This window comes from Vibrio sp. PSi01 (assembly GCF_054960695.1).
In genome coordinates, this window is record NZ_JBHNYN010000001.1 from 357,336 (window position 1) to 384,241 (window position 26,906).

General features: G+C 43.9%; 27 protein-coding genes. 18 read left to right on the forward strand and 9 right to left on the reverse strand.

Features of this window, described 5'->3' with window-relative positions; genetic code table 11:
* Positions 1-66: 66 nt before the first annotated feature.
* A complete protein-coding gene (locus ACFI6G_RS01595) occupies positions 67-1,080 on the reverse strand; it encodes a DUF2804 domain-containing protein (RefSeq protein ID WP_010441218.1) in 1,014 nt (337 codons plus the stop codon).
* A 169-nt stretch (positions 1,081-1,249) separates the two neighbouring features.
* On the opposite strand from ACFI6G_RS01595, the gene ACFI6G_RS01600 reads away from it, so the two are divergent.
* Positions 1,250-2,284, forward strand: coding sequence for an AraC family transcriptional regulator (locus tag ACFI6G_RS01600; RefSeq protein ID WP_372047048.1), 1,035 nt, complete (start codon positions 1,250-1,252; stop codon positions 2,282-2,284).
* 4 nt (positions 2,285-2,288) lie between these two features.
* On the opposite strand, the gene ACFI6G_RS01605 is transcribed toward ACFI6G_RS01600, so the two are convergent.
* Both ACFI6G_RS01605 and ACFI6G_RS01610 read right to left on the reverse strand, forming a co-directional pair.
* On the reverse strand, positions 2,289-3,239 hold the full coding sequence (locus ACFI6G_RS01605; RefSeq protein ID WP_462710135.1) for a chromosome partitioning protein ParA: 951 nt from the start codon (positions 3,237-3,239) through the stop codon (positions 2,289-2,291).
* A 39-nt stretch (positions 3,240-3,278) separates the two neighbouring features.
* Complete coding sequence (locus ACFI6G_RS01610; RefSeq protein WP_046208900.1) at positions 3,279-4,613, reverse strand: sphingomyelin phosphodiesterase; 1,335 nt, start codon at positions 4,611-4,613, stop codon at positions 3,279-3,281.
* A gap of 400 nt (positions 4,614-5,013) precedes the next feature.
* On the opposite strand from ACFI6G_RS01610, the gene ACFI6G_RS01615 reads away from it, so the two are divergent.
* The gene (locus tag ACFI6G_RS01615) at positions 5,014-5,535 is read left to right on the forward strand and encodes a DUF2058 domain-containing protein (RefSeq protein WP_010441213.1); all 522 of its coding nucleotides are present in this window, start codon (positions 5,014-5,016) and stop codon (positions 5,533-5,535) included.
* Between the two features lie 128 nt (positions 5,536-5,663).
* On the opposite strand, the gene ACFI6G_RS01620 is transcribed toward ACFI6G_RS01615, so the two are convergent.
* Entirely contained in the window at positions 5,664-5,885 is a 222-nt protein-coding gene (locus ACFI6G_RS01620) for a hypothetical protein (RefSeq protein ID WP_010441212.1), read from the reverse strand.
* 307 nt (positions 5,886-6,192) lie between these two features.
* A complete protein-coding gene (locus ACFI6G_RS01625; protein WP_016788740.1) occupies positions 6,193-7,077 on the reverse strand; it encodes a LysR family transcriptional regulator in 885 nt (294 codons plus the stop codon).
* Between the two features lie 142 nt (positions 7,078-7,219).
* Between ACFI6G_RS01625 and ACFI6G_RS01630 the strand changes: the two genes are divergently transcribed.
* Positions 7,220-8,230, forward strand: coding sequence for an aldo/keto reductase (locus ACFI6G_RS01630; protein ID WP_016768026.1), 1,011 nt, complete (start codon positions 7,220-7,222; stop codon positions 8,228-8,230).
* A gap of 9 nt (positions 8,231-8,239) precedes the next feature.
* Positions 8,240-8,632, forward strand: coding sequence for a GlcG/HbpS family heme-binding protein (locus ACFI6G_RS01635; protein WP_016768027.1), 393 nt, complete (start codon positions 8,240-8,242; stop codon positions 8,630-8,632).
* Between the two features lie 110 nt (positions 8,633-8,742).
* Here ACFI6G_RS01635 and ACFI6G_RS01640 read toward each other — a convergent pair whose 3' ends face one another.
* Entirely contained in the window at positions 8,743-10,116 is a 1,374-nt protein-coding gene (locus ACFI6G_RS01640; RefSeq protein WP_010441208.1) for an L-cystine transporter, read from the reverse strand.
* Positions 10,117-10,300: 184 nt separating this feature from the next.
* Positions 10,301-10,996, reverse strand: coding sequence for an NAD-dependent epimerase/dehydratase family protein (locus ACFI6G_RS01645; RefSeq protein WP_016768028.1), 696 nt, complete (start codon positions 10,994-10,996; stop codon positions 10,301-10,303).
* A gap of 660 nt (positions 10,997-11,656) precedes the next feature.
* On the opposite strand from ACFI6G_RS01645, the gene ACFI6G_RS01650 reads away from it, so the two are divergent.
* From ACFI6G_RS01650 to ACFI6G_RS01710, 13 genes are all read left to right on the forward strand, one after another.
* A complete protein-coding gene (locus tag ACFI6G_RS01650) occupies positions 11,657-12,268 on the forward strand; it encodes a flavin reductase family protein (protein ID WP_010441206.1) in 612 nt (203 codons plus the stop codon).
* 71 nt (positions 12,269-12,339) lie between these two features.
* Positions 12,340-13,368, forward strand: coding sequence for a nicotinate-nucleotide--dimethylbenzimidazole phosphoribosyltransferase (cobT, locus tag ACFI6G_RS01655; RefSeq protein ID WP_010441204.1), 1,029 nt, complete (start codon positions 12,340-12,342; stop codon positions 13,366-13,368).
* Positions 13,368-14,174: an adenosylcobinamide-GDP ribazoletransferase gene (locus ACFI6G_RS01660; RefSeq protein ID WP_372047052.1), complete on the forward strand. Its 807-nt coding sequence runs from the start codon at positions 13,368-13,370 to the stop codon at positions 14,172-14,174. Before cobT ends, ACFI6G_RS01660 begins: the two co-directional genes overlap by 1 nt.
* Before the next feature lie 9 nt (positions 14,175-14,183).
* Positions 14,184-14,795 (forward strand): bifunctional adenosylcobinamide kinase/adenosylcobinamide-phosphate guanylyltransferase, encoded by a 612-nt coding sequence (gene cobU, locus ACFI6G_RS01665; protein ID WP_010441201.1) that lies wholly within the window; start codon positions 14,184-14,186, stop codon positions 14,793-14,795.
* A 9-nt stretch (positions 14,796-14,804) separates the two neighbouring features.
* Positions 14,805-15,422 carry a histidine phosphatase family protein gene (locus ACFI6G_RS01670; RefSeq protein ID WP_010441200.1) on the forward strand — a complete coding sequence of 206 codons (618 nt, stop codon included), beginning with the start codon at positions 14,805-14,807 and terminating at the stop codon, positions 15,420-15,422.
* Positions 15,423-15,520: 98 nt separating this feature from the next.
* Positions 15,521-17,317 carry a M3 family oligoendopeptidase gene (locus tag ACFI6G_RS01675; protein ID WP_010441199.1) on the forward strand — a complete coding sequence of 599 codons (1,797 nt, stop codon included), beginning with the start codon at positions 15,521-15,523 and terminating at the stop codon, positions 17,315-17,317.
* 271 nt (positions 17,318-17,588) lie between these two features.
* The gene (locus tag ACFI6G_RS01680) at positions 17,589-18,617 is read left to right on the forward strand and encodes a succinylglutamate desuccinylase (protein WP_010441198.1); all 1,029 of its coding nucleotides are present in this window, start codon (positions 17,589-17,591) and stop codon (positions 18,615-18,617) included.
* A gap of 133 nt (positions 18,618-18,750) precedes the next feature.
* Positions 18,751-19,746 carry a vitamin B12 ABC transporter permease BtuC gene (gene btuC / locus ACFI6G_RS01685; RefSeq protein WP_010441197.1) on the forward strand — a complete coding sequence of 332 codons (996 nt, stop codon included), beginning with the start codon at positions 18,751-18,753 and terminating at the stop codon, positions 19,744-19,746.
* Complete coding sequence (gene btuD / locus ACFI6G_RS01690) at positions 19,733-20,491, forward strand: vitamin B12 ABC transporter ATP-binding protein BtuD (protein ID WP_016768035.1); 759 nt, start codon at positions 19,733-19,735, stop codon at positions 20,489-20,491. Before btuC ends, btuD begins: the two co-directional genes overlap by 14 nt.
* A 55-nt stretch (positions 20,492-20,546) precedes the next feature.
* On the forward strand, positions 20,547-20,912 hold the full coding sequence (locus tag ACFI6G_RS01695) for a DUF6559 family protein (RefSeq protein WP_102392931.1): 366 nt from the start codon (positions 20,547-20,549) through the stop codon (positions 20,910-20,912).
* A 394-nt stretch (positions 20,913-21,306) separates the two neighbouring features.
* On the forward strand, positions 21,307-22,761 hold the full coding sequence (locus tag ACFI6G_RS01700; protein ID WP_010441194.1) for a lytic polysaccharide monooxygenase: 1,455 nt from the start codon (positions 21,307-21,309) through the stop codon (positions 22,759-22,761).
* A 196-nt stretch (positions 22,762-22,957) separates the two neighbouring features.
* On the forward strand, positions 22,958-23,509 hold the full coding sequence (locus ACFI6G_RS01705; RefSeq protein WP_010441193.1) for an MAPEG family protein: 552 nt from the start codon (positions 22,958-22,960) through the stop codon (positions 23,507-23,509).
* A 248-nt stretch (positions 23,510-23,757) separates the two neighbouring features.
* Positions 23,758-24,246 carry a GNAT family N-acetyltransferase gene (locus ACFI6G_RS01710; protein WP_016784503.1) on the forward strand — a complete coding sequence of 163 codons (489 nt, stop codon included), beginning with the start codon at positions 23,758-23,760 and terminating at the stop codon, positions 24,244-24,246.
* A 124-nt stretch (positions 24,247-24,370) separates the two neighbouring features.
* On the opposite strand, the gene ACFI6G_RS01715 is transcribed toward ACFI6G_RS01710, so the two are convergent.
* A complete protein-coding gene (locus tag ACFI6G_RS01715; protein WP_010441189.1) occupies positions 24,371-24,946 on the reverse strand; it encodes a nucleoside triphosphate pyrophosphohydrolase family protein in 576 nt (191 codons plus the stop codon).
* Positions 24,947-25,158: 212 nt separating this feature from the next.
* Here ACFI6G_RS01715 and ACFI6G_RS01720 point away from each other — a divergent pair, with 212 nt between their 5' ends.
* Positions 25,159-26,229, forward strand: a complete 1,071-nt coding sequence (locus tag ACFI6G_RS01720; RefSeq protein ID WP_010441188.1) for a sensor domain-containing diguanylate cyclase — start codon at positions 25,159-25,161, stop codon at positions 26,227-26,229.
* A gap of 49 nt (positions 26,230-26,278) precedes the next feature.
* On the opposite strand, the gene ACFI6G_RS01725 is transcribed toward ACFI6G_RS01720, so the two are convergent.
* The gene (locus tag ACFI6G_RS01725; RefSeq protein ID WP_010441186.1) at positions 26,279-26,845 is read right to left on the reverse strand and encodes a DUF1415 domain-containing protein; all 567 of its coding nucleotides are present in this window, start codon (positions 26,843-26,845) and stop codon (positions 26,279-26,281) included.
* Between the last annotated feature and the right edge of the window lie 61 nt (positions 26,846-26,906).

Consider the following 26,906-nt stretch of genomic DNA (forward strand, 5'->3'; position numbering starts at 1 on the left):
CGATAGTTGTGTAATGTCTGACTGAGTTGATGAATTGGTTTAGCGTATTATTTTTTAGGTAGAGGCTTACCAGCGAGCAAAGTGATCTTCCGTTAGGCCAAGAACGCCATCGAGTTGATGAGTTATGCCGTCGTTGTCTTGAATTGAGCCAGAAAAGTGACCAATGAACTGACGAAAGTTACTCTTTAACAGCCATAAATTGAGCTTTTCGCTGCGGTTATTTAAGGGCGTAAAGATCAGGTTTATACGTCCATCTTGTGATGTTATCTGCCAAGGCAAGTTTGTATCTTGGCGACTAAACGTAAACTGTACCGGGTTAAGTAAGTGTCTGGTTCCATTTACCCACAATACGTTTTCGCAGCCTCCAGTTTCATTGACGCCCGCTGCGAGGTTCAGGCCAATATCAGTGCCATTGGATTGAGTGTTGATGCTTGCCCAGCGCCAACTGGTTTCACGCCTCATGTAGCCTGCTGAAAAGTCATACCCAGCAAGAGCTTGCGTGAGGTTTAATGATGTGCCCTTGATTTGGATGTCTCCGATTATTCGCACAGCATTGTGCTTTTGGGTGTAAGTCCAACCTGAATAACCCGTTGGGCTGCACATCGCCATGGGCAAGCTTTCGGCTTCAGGCTTTAAAGCGATATCGGCCTTGATGAGTTTGGTATTCAAGTGAACTTGCCATTGTCCGTCTTCGATGTCGAAAGTCATACTTTGGCTTGCAATGCTTGTCTTTCCTTTAAATGGTGAAGGTGTTACTTGTTTATCAACACCCAGTGGTCGTAACCATGAACACTCTTCTAGTTTGTTACTCTCGATATCGTACACATAACAAAACGCAGAACCTAAGTAGCGAATATCCGCGATAGCGGCACCAATAATGTGCGTGCCGGTGACGATGCTGACAAATTGAAATTGCTTGTAGTGAAAGTGCTTCTGCCAAGGACCTGCTTTTGAATCCATCGAGTTTCGGTAGTCAAAGTTCTCGATGTTCAGTTGTTTTGGGATGCCATCTAAATGTCCAATGATCGGCTGACCATTAGAATCAATCAAACTGTGTGGGGCAGGGTTCGTTTTTATCATTGCGATGGTTCACATAAATTTAACAATTAAAGCCATTGTGCGATGAGTAGCGTAGAATTGGGAGGTCATATTCGGACAAGAGCACGTTACCAATCACGATTTTGTCAGCAGTGTTGTTGAAGCTGAGTAGTCATGCTTATGGGAATGGGTTAGATATAAGGAGAGACGATTGGAGATTATCGCGGAGTATAAGCCAACCGCACATCGGCATCAGTTGGGCACATTAGATATCGCGCTACTGTTGAATACCTTAGAGCAACGAGTTATCGATATTGAAAAGCTACTCATGGATGTGGGTTTGGAAGCCATGGATTGGCGAGACCCGAATGGAAAGCTGACTTACGCTGATAAACTTGCGTTGTTTAGCGCGGCTAATCAGAGTTTTCCTCACGATGGTCTAGGTCTTTGGTTGGGAGAGCATGCAAGTCTAAGTCACTTTGGTGTGTTGGGTTATGCGCTATCAACCAGTCAAAATGTCGGGGAGGCCATCAAGTCGGGCTTCAAGTATTTGCGCCTGAATGGGCCTATCTTCTCGGTTAAATTGTTTCTAGATTCCGAGCAAGCTGTGATTCAGATCGAGAACACCTTGGAAGTGGGTGATCTCCTTCCTTTCTGTAGTGAGTACTTCTTAAGTTCAATCGTCTCTTTGTTCAAAGAACTGACTGGTCATGAGTTGGATATTCATACTTTGGCTTTGCCTTACGCTCGTCCCAATTACACCAAGCTTTATGACAACCGCTTCCAGTGCCCGGTGATTTTTGAGCAAAACTATTGTGAACTGCGTTTTGATGTCTCGGTTTTATCACAAACCTTATTGACTCATGATGCTGCGACACTGAAGCGCTATCTCGCGTCTTGCCAGTCGATAGTGAAAACGCTGGACTCTGAGCATCTGCTGACTAACCAGATCAAAACGATTTTTTATCAAACTGCAGGCAGTTTCCCGAATATTGAACAACTCGCTGACGAATTTGGGTGTAGCTCTCGCACGCTCAGGCGAGAGCTAGTGACCCATGATTCCAGTTATCAAATATTGCTTACCGAAGTTCGAGTGGAACTCGCTAAAGAACTATTGCTCGGTACAACCATGAGCATTGATGACATCGGTGAAAGGCTCGGTTATAGCGACCCTGCAAACTTCAGAAGGGCGTTTAAAGGTTGGCTCAATAAAACACCTGCGCAGTTTCGTGACGGTTTAAGTTAAAGCGTTACTTGCTAAAAAATTGCTCCCTGAAATCGGATACTTGCTGCTGATAGTAACTGTCCCAATCTTGTTGAGTCCAAGTGGCATAACTTGAGGAACGCTGAGAGTCTAAGGTCGCTTTGAGCTGATCCAGTTGCTCGTGGTAAGTCATCACTGTTTGTTGCTGTTTCGCGATTTGGTGTTCTCTTGCGGTAATGTTGCTGGCTTGCATTTCATCTAAGTAGGTCTCTTGAAGGTCGGCTTTGAGTGAAACTATTTCAGCAGGGCTATAGCTGCTGGGTATCAAAGAGACTGCCAGTTCATATTTTTGAAGCGCTGTCTCGGCGTTTAATGTGCCCGTATTGTTTTGCCATTCACTAAGTAAATATTGATAGTTGGCCAAAAACTGGCTCGCTTCGTTTTCTTTAAGGGTGTTTGCGTCGAGCGTAAAATCTAGATGTGCAAACTGGTCTGCGAATAGCTGGTGGGCCAACTCTCCCCATACTTGCTGTGCAGATTGTTTGAATAGGGCAACACGCTCTTCAAGAGTTTCTATGGATTCGAGCGGAATCGTACTTTCCCTTACTTGCCAATCAGCAGAGAGCTTCGGGTAATCACTCAATAGTTCAAACCATTCTATCGGTAATTCAGATTTCAACTGCGCGAGTTGTTCAGTGCAATTGCCCACTTGTTGGCAAAGCGTCCAAAACTCATCGAGCTCATCAAGCAGCACCTTACTTTCAAGTTCAATTAGGTCTTCTGCATACGCTTTTCCGTGAAGGTTTTCAGCTTGGACTTGTTTTCCTTGCGAAACGGTATTGTCTGAAAAGCTTGCTGTCTTTGATGGGGGACTATTGTCATCAGTCGTTTTAGAAACGTGCTTTTTTGCTTCTGTGTGTTGGACAGAAGATTGCGATGCTTCAATCGATTTTGATGACCATGAATAGCCAACAATGCTCGTCACAGCGACGAGCATTAGGGTTAATATAACTCGATGCATTATCCGTTTACCGCGCTACTTGATGACAGCACTGACAGGGAAGTGGTCTGAAAGGTTGTAGTGCTTCCATAATTCACTGCTTGTAGAGCGAGGAACATCAACGCGGTTATTGTTGTGAGCTTTTTGCGCGTACTCCGAACTCACCACCACGTAATCCAAGTATTCAACATTTTCCCCGCCAGACATAGGTTCGCCAGCAAAGTTATTGATGCGAGGATCAAAGGTTGAAGCGGTATAACCTGAATACTCCGGCTCAGCGGCTTGTAGGTTAGCGAACATCTGCTGGTAGTCGCCTGGGAACTTCAGCTTGTTCACGTTGAAGTCACCACTGTAAATAACCGTTTCTGAAGTTGGTATTTCCAGTGATTGAGCAAGCTGACGCATTTGTTTAAATTGGCGCTGTCGGTAGTCACGAGCCGTGTCCGTATCGAATGATGCCGTGTGAGTGCCAAACACGTGGTAAGCCTGACCATTTTTGATGACTTCAGCGTAATTCACGCCTTTGTCAGCGAAGCAATCTGTGCCTGTACAATCAGGGAACACGTATTGCGCTTCATTGACGATAGGGTAACGGCTCACAATGATCACGCCGCCGTCATAGATGTTGATGCCATCTTTATTGAGCATCTTGGTTTGATAAGGATACTCTTTTGCTAGTTCACGCAGGAACTCATCTCGTCCGTTGGCAAACACTTCTTGAAGCGCTAACACGTCGTAGCCCTTAACGTATTGAGGAATGAGGTCGTAACGATCACCGATGTGAGAAGCGATGGCAGGTAGCGCCCAGATGTTGTAGGTCATGACTTTGAGTGTATTGGCACCTGGCTCTGGTTGCTCATCCACTTTTGGTGGGGTGATGGTGTAATAGATATCATCGTAGCGCGCCGTAGAATCGGCTTTAAGTGCTAGCTCTGCATTGACCCCGAATGCATCGGTCGTGCTGCGATGAATATTACGGTCGTCATGCAGCGTTAGGTTGACATCTGCAGCACTTAGGCCATGTTGTAGTGTCGAGTTATACCAATGTCCCTTCATGGTTTGGTTGAGCGTGAGGCTCTCACCGACAGCGTTCGATACTACAGTGTCAAACTCGTAGGTCTTCCCAGATTTCACACCAGTCCAGCGATTGAAACTGATCAGCTTCTTCGTCTCCCAAGGGCCAATCTGTTCAACATGCTGTTGCCACTCATCACCGAATTGAAGCTGGTCGGTACCTGTGTGATTGGTTTGAATCGTCATTGCTTGGCTAGTGTTATTGGTCAGGTACACATCGGTATCTGCAATAGCCGAGGTTGAAATGAATGAAGCAGATGCAAGTATTGCACTAAGGCAAGCCCATTGAGTTTTCATTTTTACGTTATCCTTACTGATTGGTTTAAAGAATAACGTAGTAAAGAGTTGTGACATTGGAGTTATAACTCTATGGGAATTACCCAAATATTAGATATATGCCATGGTTTTATAAATTATATTACTCATTGAAAATTAACATATTGCTTTGCCTGAATGATAAGTGATACGCGCGCACGCTAAAAAATAGAGGAAGGATTGGGTATGAGGGTAAGTCACTAGTGGGTGTTTTTGTGGAAATCATAGGTCGGTAAATAACCAGAAATGGATGCTGTGAATCACGATAAGGAATAACGCTAACCGCCTTGCTCTACCAGCAAAAATTTTGCCATTGTTCAGTAAACAGATTCCTCAAAAACAGGTATGATAGTGTCGTTTTTAATCCTGAACTGGGAAAGTCATGGCAAAGTTAACACTCCAAGAGCAAATGCTTAAAGCTGGCTTGGTAAATGAGAAAAAATTAAAGAAGGCGAAAAAAGGCTCTAAAAAGTCTCGCGTTCAGTCTCGTGAAGCAAAAGCGGCAGCAGAAGAAACTAAACTGGCGCAGCAAGCGAAAGACAAAGAGCTAAACCAACAGTTGAAAGAACAGCAGTTGAGCAAAGAAATTAAAGCTCAAGTGAAGCAACTGATTGAGATGAACAAGATCGAACAGAAGAACGGTGAGATCAAATACAACTTCACCGACGGTACGCTAGTTAAATACCTTTACGTAGAAGAGCTGACTCAAAAGCAACTAAGTAAAGGCATTCTAAGTATTGCTCGTCAAGGCGAGAGCTATGTTGTTATTCCAACAGCAGTAGCGAACAAGATTGCTATGCGCGACGAAGAATCTATCGTTGATACGCAGGCAGGCAGCACAGATGAAGTAGACGAAGACGACCCGTACAAAGACTTTGTGATCCCAGATGATCTAATGTGGTAATCCGTTTTACCTAGCTCCATTCTAATGGCTAGCTAAGTTTACAGGATCTAAGAATGCAGCGAACAATCACTCGATTGTCGCTGCATTTTTTTTGGCGCGAAATGACTTAAGCAAATGTGGACTAACACTTAATGCTCTGACATGCCGTAAACAAGGCTATCATTGGTACTTGCATGATCGATGAAATCGGTATTAGCACGTTGCTCGTGTTGGTCATAGCCATCGAAGTAACAGTCGCCAATTTCATTACGCGGGCAAACATGAATGTGGTCTTTAATGACCAGTTCGGTAGAACAGCATGGGCAGTGCTTTACATGTCCAGTGAGTACCGTAGATCGATTTGGTTTCATACATCCTCCTGATAGGCACTGTAATATGATTGCCTATTTGCACCCTAAGTTACGCAAATTAGTGTGTCGTTATGATTTCATTTTTAAGTCAATAAAAAACGATTCGTAGAGTGAATGTTTAGGTATTAATGTAAATGTAAGAGCAAGAAAAAATAAAAGAACTAGGACGAGTAGGCTTGAAAGTAGATCGGCCATATAGTCGACTTTCACTGGTATCACATTCAGCCGAAGAGGTTGAAGTAGAGCTCGCTACGACGAATATGTTGGCCAGATGAAACCAACAAGCCCTAGTGAGCTGTGCATCATTTTATCGACTTAAGCTTTCAAAGTAATTCTGAACAAATTTAACGAACACTTGGTGTTTCTTTGCCGGATAAATAACTTGCGGATAGAACAGGTAAATACTATTGCCTTGTGGCAGACATTCATTAGGCAGCACTCGTTCTAACTCTCCAAGCTCAACCTCTTTCGCAACGTAGTAACTCGCGATACGAATAATACCGCTTCCTACCATGGCTTGTTGCTTAAGTAAGTGATTGTCATTACTTGAAAGCCAGCCGGACACATCAATATTTGCAGACTTTAAAGGCCACTCGGTTTGATGCAGCGTTGCTAAGCATTGATGATCACTTAAGTCACTCACATTGGTTGGACGACCAAATTGATCAAGATAACCGGGCGTTGCGACTAAATCATGCTGATAGTTAATCAAATGTTTCGCCACCATGTTGTCTGGTGGGGTATTGGTGGCGCGAAACGCGATATCGATATCATCTTGGTTGAGATTAAAGTTGGTGTAGCTGCTATTTATCTCAAAACGGATCTCTGGATATTGCTGCCTAAACTGTTGGCAGATATCGAATAGATATACCTCAGTAAACATCTTTGGCGCGGTGAGACGCAATAGACCTTTTACGATGTCATGCTGCTCTGAAACGCTACGTTCAAGCTGCAACACTTGAGAACGAATCGTTAAGCCTTGTTGTAACGCGCGTACGCCTTCTTGGGTTAAACGAACACTGCGCGTGGTTCTGACCAAAAGAGGGCACTGTAAATCATTCTCTAAACGTTTGATCTGCTCAGAAAGGTAGCTCTTAGAGATACCGAGCTTTTCGGCTGCTTTGGTAAAGTTAAGTTGCTGAGCAAGTTCTACAAATAGGATCAGTCGTTCTATTCTCTTGTGCTCGTTCATGTGTGTATGCCTTCAAAACTGGTTAGTTCCATTGTTCGCCATATAAAACAATCATTTCGTAAATAGCATATTCTGTTTTCTAAAAAGAACAATATGATAGAGGCATATTTATTGGCATCAAATCTTCAAAGCGAGATCAGGTATGACGAACAGCATTGAATCTACAAACAAAACGAATGATAAAAAGAGCATTCCGTTATCAAACTATCTACCGAATGTCGGGCAGGTTGCCTACGGCTGCATGGGATTAGGTGGTGGCTGGAATAATAATCCAGTAACGGCGGCTGATGCAGCGCAAACACGCAGCGTAATCGACACAGCATTAGAGTCAGGAATCAATCTGTTCGACCATGCAGACATTTATACCTTCAGCAAAGCAGAGCAAGCTTTTGGTCAAGCACTGCAACAAGCCCCTGAATTACGTGATCAGATATTCATTCAATCTAAATGTGGTATTCGTTTTGAAGGCGAGGGCAATGTTGGTCGCTATGATTTCTCGGCAGATTGGGTAAGCCAATCGGTAGACGGCATTCTCAACCGATTGAATACAGAAAAGCTCGACGTGTTGCTTTTGCATCGCCCTGATCCGCTCATGGAACTCGATGAGTTGGCAAGAATGCTTGAGAACCTGAAAGCTCAGGGAAAGGTCGATTTCTTCGGTGTCTCTAACATGAACAGCCACCAAATTCAGTACCTGCAATCTGCGCTTGGGCAACCCATTGTCGCAAACCAAATTGAGATGAGTTTAGCTAAATTGGATTGGTTGAATGATGGTGTGATGATCAACTCGCAAGGTCACCATCAATCTGATTTTGCTGCAGGTACACTTGAGCATTGCCAAATGAAGGGGATTCAATTACAAGCGTGGGGCTGCTTGGCGCAAGGTCGATTTGCTGAGCAAGGTTTGTATTCAGAACATGACAACGTGAAAAAGACCGCGCATTACGTAGCTCAGTTAGCGAACCAATATGGCGTAGAAAGTGAAGCGATTGTGTTGGCATTTTTGCTTCGTCATCCCTCAAGTATTCAGCCTGTTATTGGCACGACTAATTTAGAGCGAATCAAAGCTTCGGCAGTAGCGACTCAGATAAATCTGTCTCGTGAAGAGTGGTACAACTTATACGTGTATTCGCGTGGTCAAGCACTGCCTTAAGGAATGAGTATGTTGAATCAAAAGCTCGTAAAGCAATTGATGTCTAGCGCTCTCAACATTGCAGAGCATAATCAACAAGCAATCGCGGTGAGCGTGTGTGATACGCATGGTGAGTTACTGGCGTTTATTCGCACGGATAATGTGAGTGTACAAGCCGGATTGTTAGCACAGAACAAAGCTTACACGTCTGCAAGAGACAGGCAGCCAAGCGGTAACTTAGGCGCTTGGGCGAGAGAAACTGGTAAAGACTTAAGTTACTGGACCGACCCAAAGATCACTGGCTTTAAAGGTGGTGTTCCCATTGAGATAAAGGGGCAGGTGATTGGCGCTATTGGTATCAGTGGATTGAGTGAAGATGACGATGAAGCACTGGCTGAGAAAGTGATTCAGTTGTTGCTTTAAGTTCTGCCGTTTACAAAGTGACTCTGATAAAAGACAGATAATAAAAAACCGATGCGTGGGCATCGGTTTTTTGTTTAACGAGACTCAAGTTAATGAATCAATCGAACCTATTAAGCGTTCGCTTGTTCCAGATCTTGTTGCTTGTCCTTCTTACCTAATAGGCGGCTGGTGATTGTACCGGCTGTCATTGCACCAGATACGTTAAGCGCTGTACGTGCCATATCGATAAGTGGCTCGATAGAGATAAGCAGTGCCGCGATAGTTACAGGAAGGCCCATCGCTGGTAGTACGATAAGCGCCGCGAACGTTGCACCGCCACCCACACCCGCGATACCGAATGAGCTCACCGTAATAATCGCAATCAGAGACAGAATGAAGTTGATGTCCATTGGGTCGATGCCGACTGTTGGCGCAACCATTACTGCTAGCATTGCAGGGTAAATACCCGCACAACCATTCTGTCCAATCGTCGCGCCGAACGTTGCAGACAGGTTAGCAATCGCTGGTGGCACATTTAGCTTAGTGATTTGAGCATCAACGTTAAGTGGAATCGTTGCAGCAGAACTACGTGATGTGAAAGCGAACGTTAGTACTGGCCAGATTTTTTGGAAGTACTCCTTCGGGTTTACGCCAACAAAAGAAACCAACACACCGTGGACAACAAACATCAGGATGATTGCGACGTAAGAAGCAACGATGAAGCCCAGTAAGCTTAGGATGTCAGAAGCGCTTGATGTTGCTACAACTTTCGCCATTAACGCAGCGATGCCGTATGGCGTGAGTGCCATAATCATCTTAACTAAGCGCATAACGATAGATTGCGCAGCGTCAACGAAAGTACGGATCGGTGATTCTAGCTCTTCTTTCTCAGCCATTACTTTACGAGCAGCAATACCTGTTAGAACGCCGAAGATAACAACCGCAATGATAGACGTAGAGCGAGCGCCCGTTAGATCTGCAAACGGGTTAGTCGGAATGAAACTAACCAGCATTTGTGGAATAGTTAGGTCTGAAACACTTCCCATGCGGCTTTCTAGTGTTGCAATACGAGCTGTCTCACGAGCACCTTCTGTTAAGCCTTCAGCCGAAAGGCCGAATGCTTGAGCGACCGCAATACCCACAATCGCAGAAATCGCTGTTGTTGCTAACAATACAGAGATCGTGATACCAGATATCTTGCCTAGCGAACCGCCTTTTTCAAGTTTCACGACTGCCGCAATCATTGAAACCAATACCAATGGCATGATCACCATTTTCAGTAGGCCAACGTAACCGCGACCAACAATGTTTACCCAGTCTAAAGTTTCTTTGATTACCGGATTACCTTCGCCAAATAGAAGCTGAAGGCCAAGACCAAAAGCACTACCGAAGACTAAACCGAATAGAACTAAACGCGATAACGTGTTTTCTTTTCTTTGTTGTCCGTAGAGAAAAAAGAGGATACCCGTGAATACCGCTAATGCAGCGATAGCTGAAAATGACATTTGCTTTCCTTATGAATAGCTCTAAATCGATTAGGCACCTGGATGTATAGGTGCAAGTACTGCCGCTAAAATAACGTTCTGTTATAAAACGTAAAATAAGGAAAAGTAATTTAATAGAACAATTAGTAATATCCACCTAATAAGATGAGTGGATATTCAACATTGTGGTGAATAGGTGAGCTTTTTAGCGATATTTTGCCAATAAATTGAGCATGTTACTTGACGAGTAAATTTCTACATTTTGGAAGTTATTTTCGAATAATCTGAACAACATGGCTTGAGCAACATCTTTCGATTGAATAGGGCGCAGGTTTTTGAACTTACCAAACATAAAGGGAGAGAGGAGAGGGAAAACACGTTGCAGAAGCTTTTCGTCAGCTCTGGGTTCATCTCTTTCACCAACAAGTGGCCCTGGACGAGCAATAAATAGTTGTTTAAAACCAATTCGTTTTAAGTTCTGTTCCATTTGCCCTTTGCAACGAAGGTAGTGTGAATAGGAATCAATTGAAGCGCCGTAGCTGGAGACTACTGCGACTCTTTGAACGCCGAGAAATTTCATCGATTGAGCAACCTGGCTGACTAATTCAACATCTACTTTACGTAGCGCTTCTTTTGACCCGGCCTTTTTCTTGGTGGTGCCTAAACAGATAACGCCAAGTGTTGGAGTTGTTTTTGCGTCATCCCAGCTCGTTATCTGCAAGTCACTGTGAATAAGAGTACGGAGTTTTTTGGAACTGAACTGCGAATCTAATGCTCTTCGGGATAAGGCATAGATTTTTTCGACCGCGGGCTCGTCGATAAGTAACGTCATGACATGATGTCCAATTAGCCCAGTTGCTCCAGCCACTACGACCGATGTTTTGTCTCCAGAAATACTCATAGCTATCCTTAACGCTTTGCAAGTGCTTGTTTAATATAAACAGTGTTTGAATTTTAAGCGAACAAAACTTACACAAAACAATGATGGCGGCAAAGTAATCCAGTGATGGTGAAGGGTGACAGGTGTTGGTCACTGGATGTTTGGACATAAAGCACCAAACAGCGAAAAGCCCGCTGGGCAACGGGCTTTTCACTTTCTAGGTGAAGGCTAGTGGGAGTTTCTTCACCTTTTTACTGTTTTTCTTCTTTGATTTAATTGGTTTTTTTTTGCTTTGGTTTACGAACATTACACCTCCTAAATCTTTATCTCTTTCTTTGTGTCTGTTGTTTAGCAGTCGATTTTTGTTTCTTAGTGAGGGCAATCACTTTTGATACTTGTTACCTTATTGCTTAACTTACTTTGTTGTTAACTTACCAACGGAGAGAGGTTAATAAGTTACTTTATTTAAAGCATAATCGGTGCCAAAACGTAAGTTATTGATTTTTCTTTTAAGTGGTTGCTTAGTGTTACTTTTATGTCTTTTTGATTCTCAATTTGAGAAATAATGAGGTGTATTTGTTCAAATAAAGAACACTCTCTGCATTTTCTGCCAGATAGCCATAGATACGACTCTTTTTAACACGTAAACTGATTTGAATTTCACATAGACAAGGACGTGCTATGAACCTCAAGCTTGATACTCTTGCTCCCACTCAGATTTATCACCTGATGACACAAACCGTTGTTCCTCGCCCTATTGCGTGGGCATTGACGGAATCTTCAGAACAAGAGTTCAACTTAGCGCCTTTCTCTTATTTCACTCCAGTATCGAGTAACCCGCCTTTATTAATGCTGTCCGTTGGTAAGAAGCCAAGTGGTGAGATTAAGGATACGACTCGCAATTCGCTCGAAACAGGTAAGCTTGTCATTCATATAGCATCAGCAAGCTCTGCAGAAGCAATAACAGCAACAGCGGCCACACTTGATCATGGTGAATCAGAAGTGACTGCGAATAATATCGAGTTGGTTGAATTTGATGGCTTTTCTTTACCGAGAGTAAAAGAGTGCGCGGTCGCTTTTGGCTGCACCTTGTACGAAGTAAAAGAAGTTGGAGAGGTGCCACAAAGCCTTATCTTTGCTCAAGTTGAGGCCGTGTATATATCGGAGGATGTCATCGACAAAGACAGTGAGCGTCTTAAGATCGATGCGTTAGCACTGGATCCTTTATCTCGATTGGGCGGGGGTGAATACGCCACGCTTTCCAATGTGTTCTCTGTCGCTCGCCCTAAATAGTTTACCCATTTAGCTCAAGCAGAATAAGCGCTCTCAAACTCGTTTTCTTAAATTTAAGTACTCCTCAATTTATGTTAGATACCAAACACTCGCACTACATCCAACATCGCATTGACCAAAAAACCAAGCCACTCGGTGCGCTTGGCCTACTAGAAAAGGTTGCACATCAACTGGCATTGATTCAGAGCCAAGGCAAAGAAGCTGCGGTTGAACACATCGAATTGAACAAGCCAAGTATCATCATATTTGCTGGCGACCATGGCATTGCTGACGAAGGCGTGAGTATTGGCCCAAGTGCTGTCACACAACAGATGGTGTTGAATTTCTTAAACGGCGGCGCAGCGATTAATTGCTTTTGCGCGGTGAACAACATCGATATTACGGTGGTGGATACTGGGATTTTGTTACCAGTCGAATCCGATAGCGACATGTTAATTTCACAGCGCTTGGGTACGGGAACCAATAACTTTGCCAACGAAGCGGCAATGAGTTTAGAAACGATGGAACGTGGGATTGAATTGGGTGCAGAGCTTGCTTCTAGAACCATTTCGAATGGCACTAATATCATCATGTTTGGTGAAATGGGCATTGGCAATACCAGCAGTGCGTCAGCGATTTTGAGTGCATTAGCTAATCGCCCCACGCAGGAGTGCGTTGGTTTAGGTACAGGGATTAGCTGTGAACAACTGGAACACAAGAAAGTGGTTGTGAAACAAGGTGTTGCTCGTTGCAAAGGTTTAGATCCTAAAGAAGTACTTGCTCAAGTAGGCGGCTTTGAGATAGTTCAAATGGTCGGTGCTTTCCTTGGTGCGTACCAAAACAAAACCCCTGTGTTGGTCGATGGCTTTATCGTATCAGTCGCTGCGTATGTCGCGACCCTAATTGACCCGAATTGTCGTGATTACATGATCTTTGCGCATCGCTCTGAAGAATCGGGGCACAAAATTTTGTTAGAGCTGCTAGACGCTGAGCCACTGCTCGATCTTGGATTGAGATTGGGCGAGGGCACAGGCGCTGCACTGGCTATGCCAATTATTCGTGCGGCAGCTGAGTTCTATAACAACATGGCGAGCTTCGAAAGTGCTGGAGTCACGGTTTAATGAGTGATGCACCAGAAAGATCATTAAAAGATCGAGCTACTTATCAGTGGGAGCTTTTTACATTGGCGATGGGCTTCTTTTCTCGTTTGCCAATGCCGAAGAATACTCCCTATTCATCAGAGCGAATGAATCGTTCTGGACGCTACTTTTCAACGGTTGGTTTGTTACTTGGTGTTCTGTGTGGCGGTGTATTCTTGTTACTCGATACGGTACTGCCGAGTGCAGTGGCCATCTTTTTGATGATGAGTTTTAGCTTGATGCTCACTGGCGCTTTCCATGAGGACGGCTTGACCGACATGGCGGATGGCATTGGTGGTGGCATGACTTTAGAACGCCGCTTGACCATCATGAAAGATAGCCGCATCGGTACATACGGCGCGTCTGCGCTGATCATGGCTCTGCTTGGCAAGTGGGTTCTGCTCAATGAACTCATCAGCATGACTGGATTGTTTTTGGTCATTGTGACGAGCTACACCTTTAGCCGTGCGATTGCTGCATCGCTGATTTACGACATGCCTTATGTTAGCGATTTGGATACCAGTAAAAGCAAGCCATTGGCCAACAAGCAAACTAAGGGCGAGCTCGTTTTTCTCTTGCTTGTAGGCGTATTACCTAGCCTGTGGTTTGGTCTTGAATTCGCTTTGATTTTATCTGTCGTTGCCTATCTGTTCAGAACAGGTTTCAAAAAGTGGTTGATGGCTCGAATTGGTGGCTTCACTGGAGATTGCTTGGGTGCAGCTCAACAGTTGATGGAGTTACTGATTTACCTTGTGTTCACTGCTGCTTTTTACAATGGTTTTCTTTAATGGCTTCTTATGACAAACACGAATCAAGCTAGTCAAATTAATCAAGCAAGTCAGAGAAGCAGCCTCCTGGTATTGGGGGGAGCTCGTTCTGGCAAGTCGAGTTTTGCAGAGCAACAAGCATTATGTGCGTTGGAAGCATGTTCAAATGGACGCCTACATTATATTGCGACAGCCACTTATTTAGACGATGAAATGCGAGAACGAATCGCGCACCATCAACAACGTCGTGATGAGCTGTGGGCTGAGCATGAAGTACCCGTTGAGCTAGCCGAAAAACTGCAGTCTTTTGACCAAGATGATGTGGTGTTGATTGATTGCCTAACATTGTGGTTGAACAACGTCATATTTGAATTGGGTGATGACGCAACTAATGAACAGGTTGAAGCTGTGGTTGAAGTATTGGTCAAAAGCGTAGAGCAAAGCCCGGCGCAAATTATCATGGTTTCAAACGAAGTGGGGCTTGGTGTCGTGCCGTTGGGCAAAGTGTCGCGTTTATTTGTGGACAACGCAGGGCGCATGAATCAATCACTGGCTCGTGTTGTTGAGCGAGTTACATTGATTGCAGCAGGGTTGCCGTTGAACTTAAAACCGTCAATCCACTCTATACATTCCGAAGGTTAGGTCGAGTTCATGGAAAACGGAGCCATCAAAAATATCTATTTGCTCAGACACGGCAAGGTCGAAGGCAAAGCCGCGCTCAATGGTTTCTCTGACGTGTTGGTTCAGACTGAAATACAACAACGTATTTGTGAGTCGCTGATTGAGCAAAACCTCTTTCTGGATTGCGTTGTCACTTCGCCATTGAGACGATGCAGCGACTTAGCCAACTTATATGCGAAACGTATGGCTTTGCCTCTGTCGATTGAGCCTGAATTTCAGGAAATGAACTTTGGTGAAGTCGATGGTGTTGCGTTCGATGAGCTTGATGATAAATGGGCAAAGTTAGAAACTTTCTGGGAAGATCCCGCAAACCATCAGCTGTCTGGCGCTGAAAGTTTACAGAACTTCCATGACAGGGTTACCCAAGGTTGGTCGCAACTTCTGACCAATGAAAGTGACAATCTATTACTCGTTACCCATGGTGGTGTGATCCGAATGATCTTGGCACATTGTCTCGATATTGATTGGAAAAACCCGAGTTTGTATTCGAAGCTATCGATTGAGAATGCCTCGATAACCCATATTCAAATCACTCAGTTTGCACAGAGCTTTGTCAGCGTAAAGTCGATAGGGCTACCAGTTCTCTGAGTGTTCAGAAACATAGTTTAATAATTAACAATTTATTAAAAATATTAGAAGTATAAAGCGATGCTTACAATCGCTATTTACGTGAAAGGAATTTTGTCATGACAACACCTAGTTGGGATCTAAGCATCGCTTATCGCGATCTGGATGATGCGAAGATAGAACAAGATATTGAACTCATTCAGCAGTGTATTGAACTTTTGTATGTGCATGTTGAAAAGCGCCACATCATTCTAGCGATGCAAAACGCGATTCAAACTTCAGAAGCGGCAGGTACGTTACTTAGCACCATCAACACGTTTGCTAACTGTCACGCATCGGTAGACGCAACACATACTGAAGCGAAAGCATTGCTTGGTCGTGTCGCGAAACTGAACTCTGAGATGTCTCAAGCGTTCAGCCCTTATGAAGATACGTTAATTCATGCTGAGCCGGAATTTATCAATGCCGTTTTAGAGCATGATAGTGCTGATGTAGCAGGGCAAGGGTTTGCGATTGAAAGCTCTCGTAAACTTGCAAGTAGTAGACTGAGTGTAGCTGAAGAGCAGTTGCTAGCCGCAATGAAAGTCGATGGCCGCGATGCATGGGGGCGTTTATACGATAACCTGACGGGTTCTTTAAAACTGTCACTAAAGCTGGACGGCGAAGATGAAACTCTAGGTTTTTCACAAGCGGCGAGTTTGTTGTATGGCAGCGAGTTCGACAAACAAGAAACGGCATGGCGTGCTGTTCAAGGCGCAATGAAAACGCATCAAGAGTCATTTGCTTCGATTCTAAATGCATTGGCAGGTTGGCGACTGACGGAAAACAAAAAGCGTTCGAAAATTAGCGATGTGCATTTCCTTGATCCAAGCCTGCATGGAAGCCGCATTGTACCAGAAACGCTAGATACCATGATGTCGGTGGCAAAAGCCAATCGAGCTGTTGGTCAGAAAGCAGGTTTGTTGATGGCAAGAGTTCACGGCTTGGATGAAATGAAACCTTGGAACCATTTAGCCGCGATGCCACCACTGGGTGACAATGAATCTAAAGTTTACCCATTTGATGAAGCGATCGAAGTGATCAAAACGGCTTTCTCTGAAGTCAATCCAGAGATGTCTGATTTTGTCGCATTAATGGTTGAGAACGGTTGGATTGATGCCGCGCCTGCTGCGAACAAACGCCTAGGTGCGTACTGTACTAAGTTTGCAGCCACTCGCACGCCATTAGTTTTCATGACTTGGAGTGGTAGTCGCTCAGATTTAATGACACTAGCTCATGAATTGGGCCACGCTTTCCATAACTGGGTAATGAAAGACATGCCATTGTGTCAAACTCGTTACCCAATGACACTTGCTGAAACCGCTTCGATCTTTGCTGAGAATATTGTTCGTGACCACTTGTTGAAGCAAGCACAAACACGAAATGAAAAATTGGAAATGCTGTGGGAAGAGCTCTCTTCTTCTTTGGCATTAATGGTGAACATTCCCGTTCGCTTCGAATTTGAAAAAGCCTTCTACGAGCAGCGTGAAAAAGGCGAACTGACGGCTCAGCAGCTTTGCGACCTAATGGAAAACACTTGGAAAGATTGGTACGGAGATGCAATGACAGAAGCCGACCCTTACTTCTGGGCGAGCAAGCTGCACTTCAGCATCTCTCAAGTGAGCTTCTACAACTACCCATACCTGTTCGGTTACTTATTCAGTAAAGGCGTTTATGCACAACGTGATTCTAAGGGCGAACAATTCTACGGTGATTATGTCTCATTGCTTCGTGATACTGGCAGCATGATGGCAGAAGAAGTGGTAAAAAAACACCTTGGCATGGATCTGACTGAAGCCGATTTTTGGCAACAAAGCATCGATATGGTCAAAGTTCAAATTGATGAATTTGAAAGATTACTGAATCAGAAAGATTAATTGATCTCAATCTGTTCATCGCGGGTAAGAGCTGTGTTAGCTTACGTGGCTCTTATCTTGCTGAAATGACTAAACTTAAAATGATCATCTAGAACAGAATTAAAAAATCATTATTTGGAACAGACGTCGGTTTGTTGATAAGCAAGAAATCTAAAATATATGGGCAGTATTTGTGAGTGATAACGGAGTTTCTGTTGATAAGTGCGATCCTAGCAACACAATTTCTATGTACAATTTATTAACATACGGCCGTGCAATTAAGGAGTAGCGCATGACGAAGACCCTCTTTCGCCAATCATTTCTTTTTGACAGCCTAGATCTTGAGCAAGAAGTGGTTGCAGGACAGACCGTACTGAGTAACGGTGTTCAAATTAAGCTTCATCAACGCGGTGTATTGGAAGTGATTCCCGCAGAGTACAATTCTGAAACCAAAAACATCATCTTTTCAACAGGTGTTCATGGCGACGAAACCTCTCCAATGGAGCTTATCGATAAGCTCATTGAGGATATAGAAACAGGCTTTCAGGAAGTGAACGCGAGATGCTTGTTTATCATCGCTCACCCTGAAGCAACCAACGCGCATACCCGTTTTCTTGATGTGAATATGAATCGTCTGTTTGATGAAAAACAGCACGAGAGCAATCGAGAAGTGGATATTGCGAAGAACTTAAAGTTCTTAGTGACTGAGTTTTATAAACAAACGGAACCTGCCACTCGCTGGCACCTCGATCTGCATTGTGCGATCCGCTTGTCTAAGCATTATTCGTTCGCCGTGAGCCCCAAGGTTCGACATGAAGTTCGCAATAAAGAGCTGTTTGATTTCATTAATAGCGCGCATGTTGAAGCGGTGTTGTTGTCGAACGCACCAACCAGCACCTTCAGTTGGTACAGCGCTGAAAATTTTGCAGCTCAAGCACTGACAATGGAGCTAGGGCAGGTTGCGCGAATTGGTGAGAACCAGCTTGATAAGCTCACTGCTTTTGACCTGGCGATGCGCAACCTGATTGCTGAAATAGAACCAGAGCATTTGCCAAAGAAAACCATTACCTATCGCGTAAGCCGAACGATTGTTCGTTTGCACGATGACTTTGATTTCATGTTCTCTGATGACGTTGAGAATTTTACCGCGTTTAAGCACGGTGAAGTGTTCGGTCATGATGGTGATAAACCATTGATGGCGAAGAATGAAAACGAAGCCGTGGTATTCCCAAATCGCAACGTGGCTATTGGTCAACGAGCGGCCTTAATGGTGTGCGAAGTTGAAACACGATTCGACCACGGTCAGCTTGTGTACGATTAATATCCAGTCGGATTTAATCGACTAAAACAACTACTCAACTGGTTGAAATATCAAGGTTCACATTACGGTGTGAGCCTTGAGTTTATTTGGGTATACAGGTAAGGTTACGCGAACATTTTCAAAGTAGCTTGATATGGATTTCCAACAACTTCTTCACCAAAAACAGCACAAATGGACGCGAGCCATTTATTTGATGGCAGCATTGCTTGTCGCGCTGAGTGCAATTTACCTAATGGTTGGCGATCTCTTCATTTCCCCTCTGGGCACCTTGTCCACGTTAGAACAAAAACTACTGATTGATTTACGCTTACCTCGACTATTGGCTGCTATTGCTATCGGGGCTGGATTAGCCGTTTCAGGCGCAAGTTTGCAAGTCTTACTCGGTAACGTATTAGCCGAACCCGGCGTGCTTGGTATTTCCGGTGGCGCGAGCTTGGCCATGGTGATAGTGCTGTTCTTCTTACCGTTTGCTCCAACTCCAGAACTGTTCATGATTGCTGCCGTTTTAGGCTCGCTCTGTTTCACCGTGATTCTGGTGAGCATGGTCAAAACGATGCGACTGACCACGGCCAAATTATTGCTGGTGGGTGTGGCGTTAGGCATTCTTTCAGGCGCGATGGTGACATGGGCATTCTATTTTAGTGATGACCTAAGCCTTCGCTTGCTGATGTATTGGTTAATGGGCAGTTTGGGTGGTGTGACTTGGTATCAACACTCGCTTACCTTAGTGATGATTCCCGTGATTATTTGGTTGTGTCTGCAAGGTAGCAAGCTCGATAAGCTGATGATTGGCGAGACTCATGCTGCACAATTGGGTGTTAACGTTCCGAGATTACGCTGGCGCTTGATCTTCGCTGTCTCTATTTTAGTCGGCTGCGCAGTAGCTTTAGGTGGCGTGATCAGTTTTGTTGGTTTGGTTGTGCCACACTTGTTGCGCTTAGCGATTGGTACTGACAACAAATACCTGCTTCCTTTGTCCGCGGTTGCTGGTGCGGCACTGCTGGTGTTTGCTGATATTTGTGCGCGTACATTACTTGATTCTGCAGAATTACCTTTGGGTGTGATGACCACCAGTATCGGTGCGCCTATCTTCATTTGGATGTTAATCAAAAATCATGATTCAAATTAAGAGCCTGAGCGTAGGCGCTCGTTTATTACCGCTATCATTTGAGCTCAAGCAAGGGCAGGTGACTCATGTCATCGGTCCTAATGGCAGCGGTAAAAGTACCTTACTAGAAGCGATATCTGGTATTGGTGATGGTTACAAAGGCGATATAAAGATCGATGAGCAAGACTTATCTGTGTTGTCGTTACAAGACTTATCATTACACCGTGCTTATCTGTGTCAAAGCGCAAGGCCTGCCTTCAACTTAGAAGTGTTCCAATATCTCGCGCTCTCATTACCAAGTTCATCACATGGACTTAATACTGAAATCAACGCAGCTTTGGACGAAATAAGCCAGATGTTGGACATCACAGACAAACTTCATCGTTCAATTCAGACACTGTCTGGAGGTGAATGGCAACGCGTACGTTTGGCCGGAATGTGCCTGCAAATTTGGCCGACGCTTAATCCTTACGCAAAGCTGCTGATCCTCGATGAACCCGCAGCTCCGTTGGATATTGCTCAAGAAGGCTTGTTATACAAGCTGATTGTTCGAGTGGCAGAGAAGGGCATTGCGGTGATCATGGCCAATCACGACCTGAACAGAACCCTAAGACACGCAGACCAAGTGTTGTTGCTCGACAAAGGTGTACTTCAAGCATCAGGTAGTGCAGAACAAGTTCTTACTCCCGAGCAGCTTGAGTCGGTGTTCAATACGCAAGTGAAAAGCATCTCTGTAGATAATCAAACCTATCTGCTATTTGGTTAGAGAGGGCGTTTGCTAAAGGTCATTGGGTTAAAGAGGAGTGAGTAAAGGATCAAATATGTTTAGATACATCCAAAGACGACGAATCAAAAAGGTCATTAAGCTACTGTCTGTAAGGTTGGTAAAGAGCTATGGAAGTCGTGATTTCTTCTCGATTGGACAAGTTGAAACGAGTTCTCGCGAGTTGAGTAAGCGTCAACAACAAATCGCATTGGCTTTGTTTGCTGATTCACAAGATTTAGATGTTGAATTAGTTCCCACTATCCAGCTGTTACGTAATGATGTGTCTAATGACTTCTTCGGCGGCGAGAATTACACCGCGCGTGATGTGCTCAATCTCTTAGGCGGAGGCGGAGGCGGCTGGAAGGGTGGCCGTATGGACGATGACATGTCACATCGCTTTGGTATGAACAGCCGCTACTAACTCTCTTCTTATTACTGAACTAGTGTACAACTCGTGCAGTGTACTTAGTGCCTAGCTCCAAAGCTCCTTAATCATTAAGTCGCTTTTTTATGCATCTCGGATGGTTTTTCCTATATCAACACGGAATACTGAAATTTCATAATTCGAAGCAACATCATCTATCTACAACGCTTTTGTTTGAGTTGTGTGACTCTGATTCCTATCAGTATAAAACCCGCTGTCATTGATATAATTGACGTATATATTTTTCGTTGTTCTTTAAGTCAGAAACTATAAACCCTCGAATTACAGTGCTGGTTGGTTAGTAACCAATTAGTTTTGTGTTTAGGGTAAAATAATAGAGAGTGGGAAAGTGACAACAATAAATAATAATATTCTAAAAGTAGCAGTAGGTATGGCTATGCTATCGAGTGTGCCGTCAGTGGCAAACGCTCATGGCTGGTCTGAATTTCCAAGCGCACGTCAGAACACGTGTTACGAGCAAGGCGGGGTTTGGTCAGGTACACCACCCAATGCTGCATGTGCTCAAGCAAAAGATATTTCGGGTTCATACCCGTTCGTTCAACGTAACGAGTACGCGAAAAATATCCAAGATTTCAACAACATCAATGCTGTAAAAGCGGCGATTCCTGACGGCACTTTATGTTACGCCAATGATTCGCAAAAACGCGGCATGGGTGCACCTCATACAGGCTGGACTCGCACTGAGCTTAATACTGGTACATTTGAATATGTATTCAATGCGACTGCGCCACACAATCCGTCATTTTGGGAGTTCTACCTAACGAAACCAAACGCAGATCTAAGCAAAGGCCTAGCGTGGGGTGACTTAGATCTTATCCAAGAAGTGGGGAATGTTCCTGTAAGCGGTGGCAAATATCGTATCAACGTAACGATTCCTTCGGACCGCTCTGGCGACGCAATCTTGTATGTGCGCTGGCAACGTGATGATTCGGCGGGCGAAGGTTTCTACAACTGTTCAGACATCACTATCGCGGGTGGCACAACCCCTCCGCCAGAGCCGGGTCCTGAACCTGATCTGGTACGTGGCGACCTATTCATTTCAGAAATTTTTGGTACCCCACAAGTTGGCGACACCGTTAAGTACGACATCATCAACAAGTATGGTGAAGTAGCGCGTAGCTTCGACATCGCTATCGACGCTTCAAACGTTAACGATTGGGCTCGCTTGTTAGCTTCAGAAATTAACGGCTGGCATGAAGAGTTTAAAGATGGTGCGATTTTCATTGGTGATTGGCATGCTGAAATGCAGCACTACATGTACTTTCAAAACGATCCTTCACGTAACTTCTTCAACTCAAAAGATAGCCGTGCGTCAGGGAAACTAACATTGATTGATGGTGGTGACGGTGGTGTTGAGCCATTGAAAGGCGACATCTACGAGCTAGTGAAGAGTGATAATGTAGTGAATGCTGGCGACAAAGTTGTGATTGCAACAAGCGAAGCGGCAAATCTAATTCAGACACAAGGCTCTTCAGTAAGTATTCAAAATAACGGCACGGCTTCTATCGTAGTTGATACCACTGGCATCACTGCAAACGAAACTCTATCGTTTATGGCTAGCTCGATTGAAAGCGAGAGTGTTGAAACCTTCACTTTTGAAGTAATTGCTGATGACGGTGGCGTAACACCAGACCCAGATCCAACGCCGGATCCAGATCCGACTCCTGACCCAGGCACATGGGATTCATCAGCGACTTACCTAGGCGGTGAAGTAGTGACTTACTCGAACCAGTCATGGAAAGCGCAGTGGTGGGTTCAGGGTGGTACAAACCCTCAAGCAACATACGAAAGCGACAAATGGGGCGTTTGGCGTCCAGCTAACTAGTCTTAGCTATCGTTAGTTAATTAGCTTTAAAGTAATAATCAAGACACCACACTTTTTTACGAGTGTGGTGTCTTTTTTTATTGGAAAGGCTTAATAAACGAAATAGGTTTGATTTCTGTTGGTTTTATCCTTCCATATAGTAAAAGAGCGTCACAAACATCAACTGGTCGATAAGTAATAATTGTAAATCTGTTCAATGGGTGGCGAGGGTTTTATGGAACTAACCAGTAAGCAAGTTGGAGTCTTTAAAGGAATGGCGTTGGCTATGTTAACCGCCATTGTTGCAATCTGGGCAGCCATCGTTTTAGACCCCTTTAATTACGCCCAAGCCAGTATGCTAGAAGATAGGGTGACAGTTTTAGGGCTTTCTCTGATACTGCCGACCTTGATGTTAATCGTCTCTATTGGGTGCTTAGCCAAGTATCGGTTCTTCAGCCCAGAAGATATCGATGGCAGTGGGTTAACGTCTGGAACAAAGCGAGCCATCATTTTGCAAAGCATGCTTCAAAATACCTTAGAGCAAGTAGTTATTGCAGTCGGTGTGTATACGGCGTGGTGTTTGTTGATGCCCTCCGCTTGGTTATCGGCGGGACTCGTGTGTTCAGTGTTGTTTTTTATGGGGCGAATCTTCTTTTTCAAAGGCTACAGTCATGGAGCACCGGCAAGGGCTTTTGGTTTTGCATTAACCTTCTATTCAACGGTCGTGCTGTGCTTAGTATTGGTGGTCACTCAAGTCGCATCCCTTTAAAATCAGTGGCTTGCTTTATTATCCTTCCTAAATTGCGTAAGGTTTAGTTCTTTATTCGTAGAACAAAATGGTAAAATTCGAATCGATTGAACTTCATTCTTTTCAGAACACCAGTATCTCAACTCTATATCAGATTTAATCAAAACAATCTTTCCTAACCTATTGTTAAATATTTACTATTTGATAATGTGTCTAGGTGCACATTAAGGATGTGTTTCATATTTAGCGAGACAATAGTAGGAGTTGCGATGAGTATTATCGTGAGACGGTCTGAGCCGTCAGATGCAAAGGGAATCAAAGAAGTTTACGAATGCACTAATGCTTATACCGGTACGTTGCAACTCCCAAACCCATCTCTGGAAAGCTGGCAGAAGCGAATCTCCAATATGCCTGATAATGTCTACTCTTACGTCGCATTACTGGAAGGCGAGATTGTTGGAAATTTGGGCATGGAAGTATGTGTAAATCCGAGAAGGCGACATGTCGCTTCATTTGGCATGGGTGTTAAAGACGATGTGTTAGGCAGAGGCGTTGGTAGTCAACTGCTCGCAACAGCAATCGATCTGTGTGATAACTGGATTAACATCAAGCGAATGGAATTAACGGTCTATACCGACAATGAGAGAGCGATTAATCTCTACAAGAAATTCGGCTTTGTTATTGAAGGGGAATCGGCAGGGTTTGCCTTTAGAAACGGCGAATATGTAGCGGTTTATCATATGGCGCGATTGGTATAACATTCGGCTACAACTCAAACAGCTAAAATTAACTGACAGATAATAAAACGCCACGTTATTTAAACGTGGCGTTTGTTGTTTAGCTAACCAAAAAGTGAATAATTTATAAATCTAAAAGATTCGCTTAAGCCGTTAGTGGTTCAAGATTTGCCGGTCGGTAGTGTACTGATTTAAGTACTTTACCTTGGCGAATCGTCTTACCTTCAGATATAAAATCTTCTGCACATTTAGCGATGATGTATTCGCCTTTTTGAACCGCCATCAGTTTGATGTTTTGTTCAGCATAGAAAGCTTCTGTTTCTGCGTATTCTGTTTCGTTACGACATACTTTGCTCATGTTGCTTGAATGTACTTCGTCCCAGCAAGGTAAAAAGTCGATCGAACGGTTATTACAAACATTCAATAGCAAGTCGATCAAATAGCTGATCGCTAGGTTATCTTCAACCTTAGCTTGGCCAAGGTGAACTAAACGCCCCATCAAAACATAAACGCTGTCTACGATAGCGTCAGCTTGCTCAATTTTAGAGTCAGCTTCCGCTAGTTCTGTTAGTTCTTCTATCGCTAGAGATGTATGTAGCGTATCGCCTTTTTCGTCCATTGTTTCAGGATCAGCAACCGGCAGATCAAAAGTGCTGCGGAACTCTTCAATATCGCGGTAAAGGTGATCGTAGATTTCTTGGTTTAGTTGAGAAAGGTTCATTTTCCTATCCATTTTGTTTCGTTAATGAATTATTTTACCAAAGCTAGGAATAGGGTGCTAACGCAAAGTAGAAGAAGTCGACCTATATTCGTTTGACCAATGAGGTATTTTGCATAAAAACCAATTGATTATTATGTTTTTTTACCTTTTACTCTCCTTTATATACCAAATGTTAATGTTGTCATTAAATTCGACAGCAATGAGATCCAGTTATGTATAAAGCTAGTGAAAGCGAAATTGTTATACGACGCTTATATCAAATTACTAATGAGTACCGAAAAGGTTTTGATACCCAGATCGCTCAGCTGCTTATGATGGGACTCGAACGCTTTGATCTAGATATTGGTATTCTGTCAAAAGTAGAAGGCAATCACTACCGAGTTGAACACTGCATTGCCCCTGACGGCGTGGAACTGCAAAGTGGTGATACTTTTGATTATCGGTCGACCTACTGCGAAATTACGTGTAAATCTATCGGCCCTATCGGTATAGAACATTGTGGTAAACATGATAAGTATGCGACTCATCCTGCTTATCAGTCTTTTGGATTAGAATCCTATATAGGCATTCCTATTTTCGTTAACGAAGAGCTTTACGGCACCCTAAACTTTTCAAGTCCTAGACCTTACTACAGAGAATTCAAAGAGTTCGATATAGACGTAATGAGATTAATGGCTTCATGGATAGAAGTGGAGCTAGTGAGAAGGAAACAGGAACGCAAACTGCAAGAGTTGAACGAAAAGCTAGAATACCAAGCTTTTTATGATCCCCTGACTCGTTTACCCAATAGACGTTGCTTATTCCGGACTCTTAATATTGAAGTAGAAAAACTGAAAGGCTCTACTGGAAGTGGAACGCTTGCGGTGGTGGACATCGATTTATTTAAGCAAGTCAATGATACTTATGGCCACCAAATGGGTGATAACGTGTTGAAAAAAGTCGCTGATATACTGCGCAATAACGTTAAAGCTGGGGAGTTCGCCGCTCGCTTTGGAGGCGAAGAGTTTGTTATTTGGTATCCTCATGCTACCCCTGCTCATGTGGAAGATAAGATCAGGATTTTGCTGGAGAAGGTGAAGGCGATTACGCTCGATAGAAAGCCGGTCACCATCTCCGTAGGTGCGTGTCATTTTGAAATGAGTGCGGGCGAGAGCAAATCTGAAAGAATGTCGGCATTGGATTCTTTGATCAAAGTGGCTGACGATTGTTTGTACATGGCAAAAGAAAATGGACGAGATCAGTTTGTTGCTCGTCCATTTTATCAAGAGCGCTTAGGTTCGTAAGTTAAAGTTTGGCGATTTATTACGGTATACTGCCTTTAAGCCTTAGAGATTAACTAAACAGATATGGGAACAGCTTACGACGTTCTTCCTGCGTTAAAGATTCAACTCTCGCGATGTTGGTATCAGGGATCGCTTCAGGGTTAGGGTAGTGCTTCAGCACTTTTTCCATGCTTGCTTCGCGAATTAAGTGGTAAACCGGATAAGGAGAACGATTCGTTAGGTTCTCATCGTCTTCTGGGTCTGCGCCACCAAAACAGTAGTCTGGATGGAAGGTGGCCACTTGATAAGTACCTTCCCAATCTTCTTGTTTGATCAGGGCTTCAATCCAATCAATGAACATGTTGTAGTCGAAAAAATCTAGTAGCATGTTAGGAACAACCACCAAAGTCGTCTCTAACTCGGCAACAGGTGTGTTATCTAACTCAACAAAATGCGTCATGATGTCTTCTAGTAACACTTCTTCGGTTTCTGCTTCGCTCACAAAGATCTTAATTTGCTTATTCCGTTGTGGCTTAGCTGCGAATGGACACAGGTTTAGGCCAATAACGACATCGTCTAACCACTGTTTTACTTGGTCGTGGATGGTTTGAAGATCAGTGCTTTGAGTGTTCGACATAACAGGTTCCGAAATGAAATTTTGCGTAGGATATCAGAACGGACGTTAATCAAAAGCAATA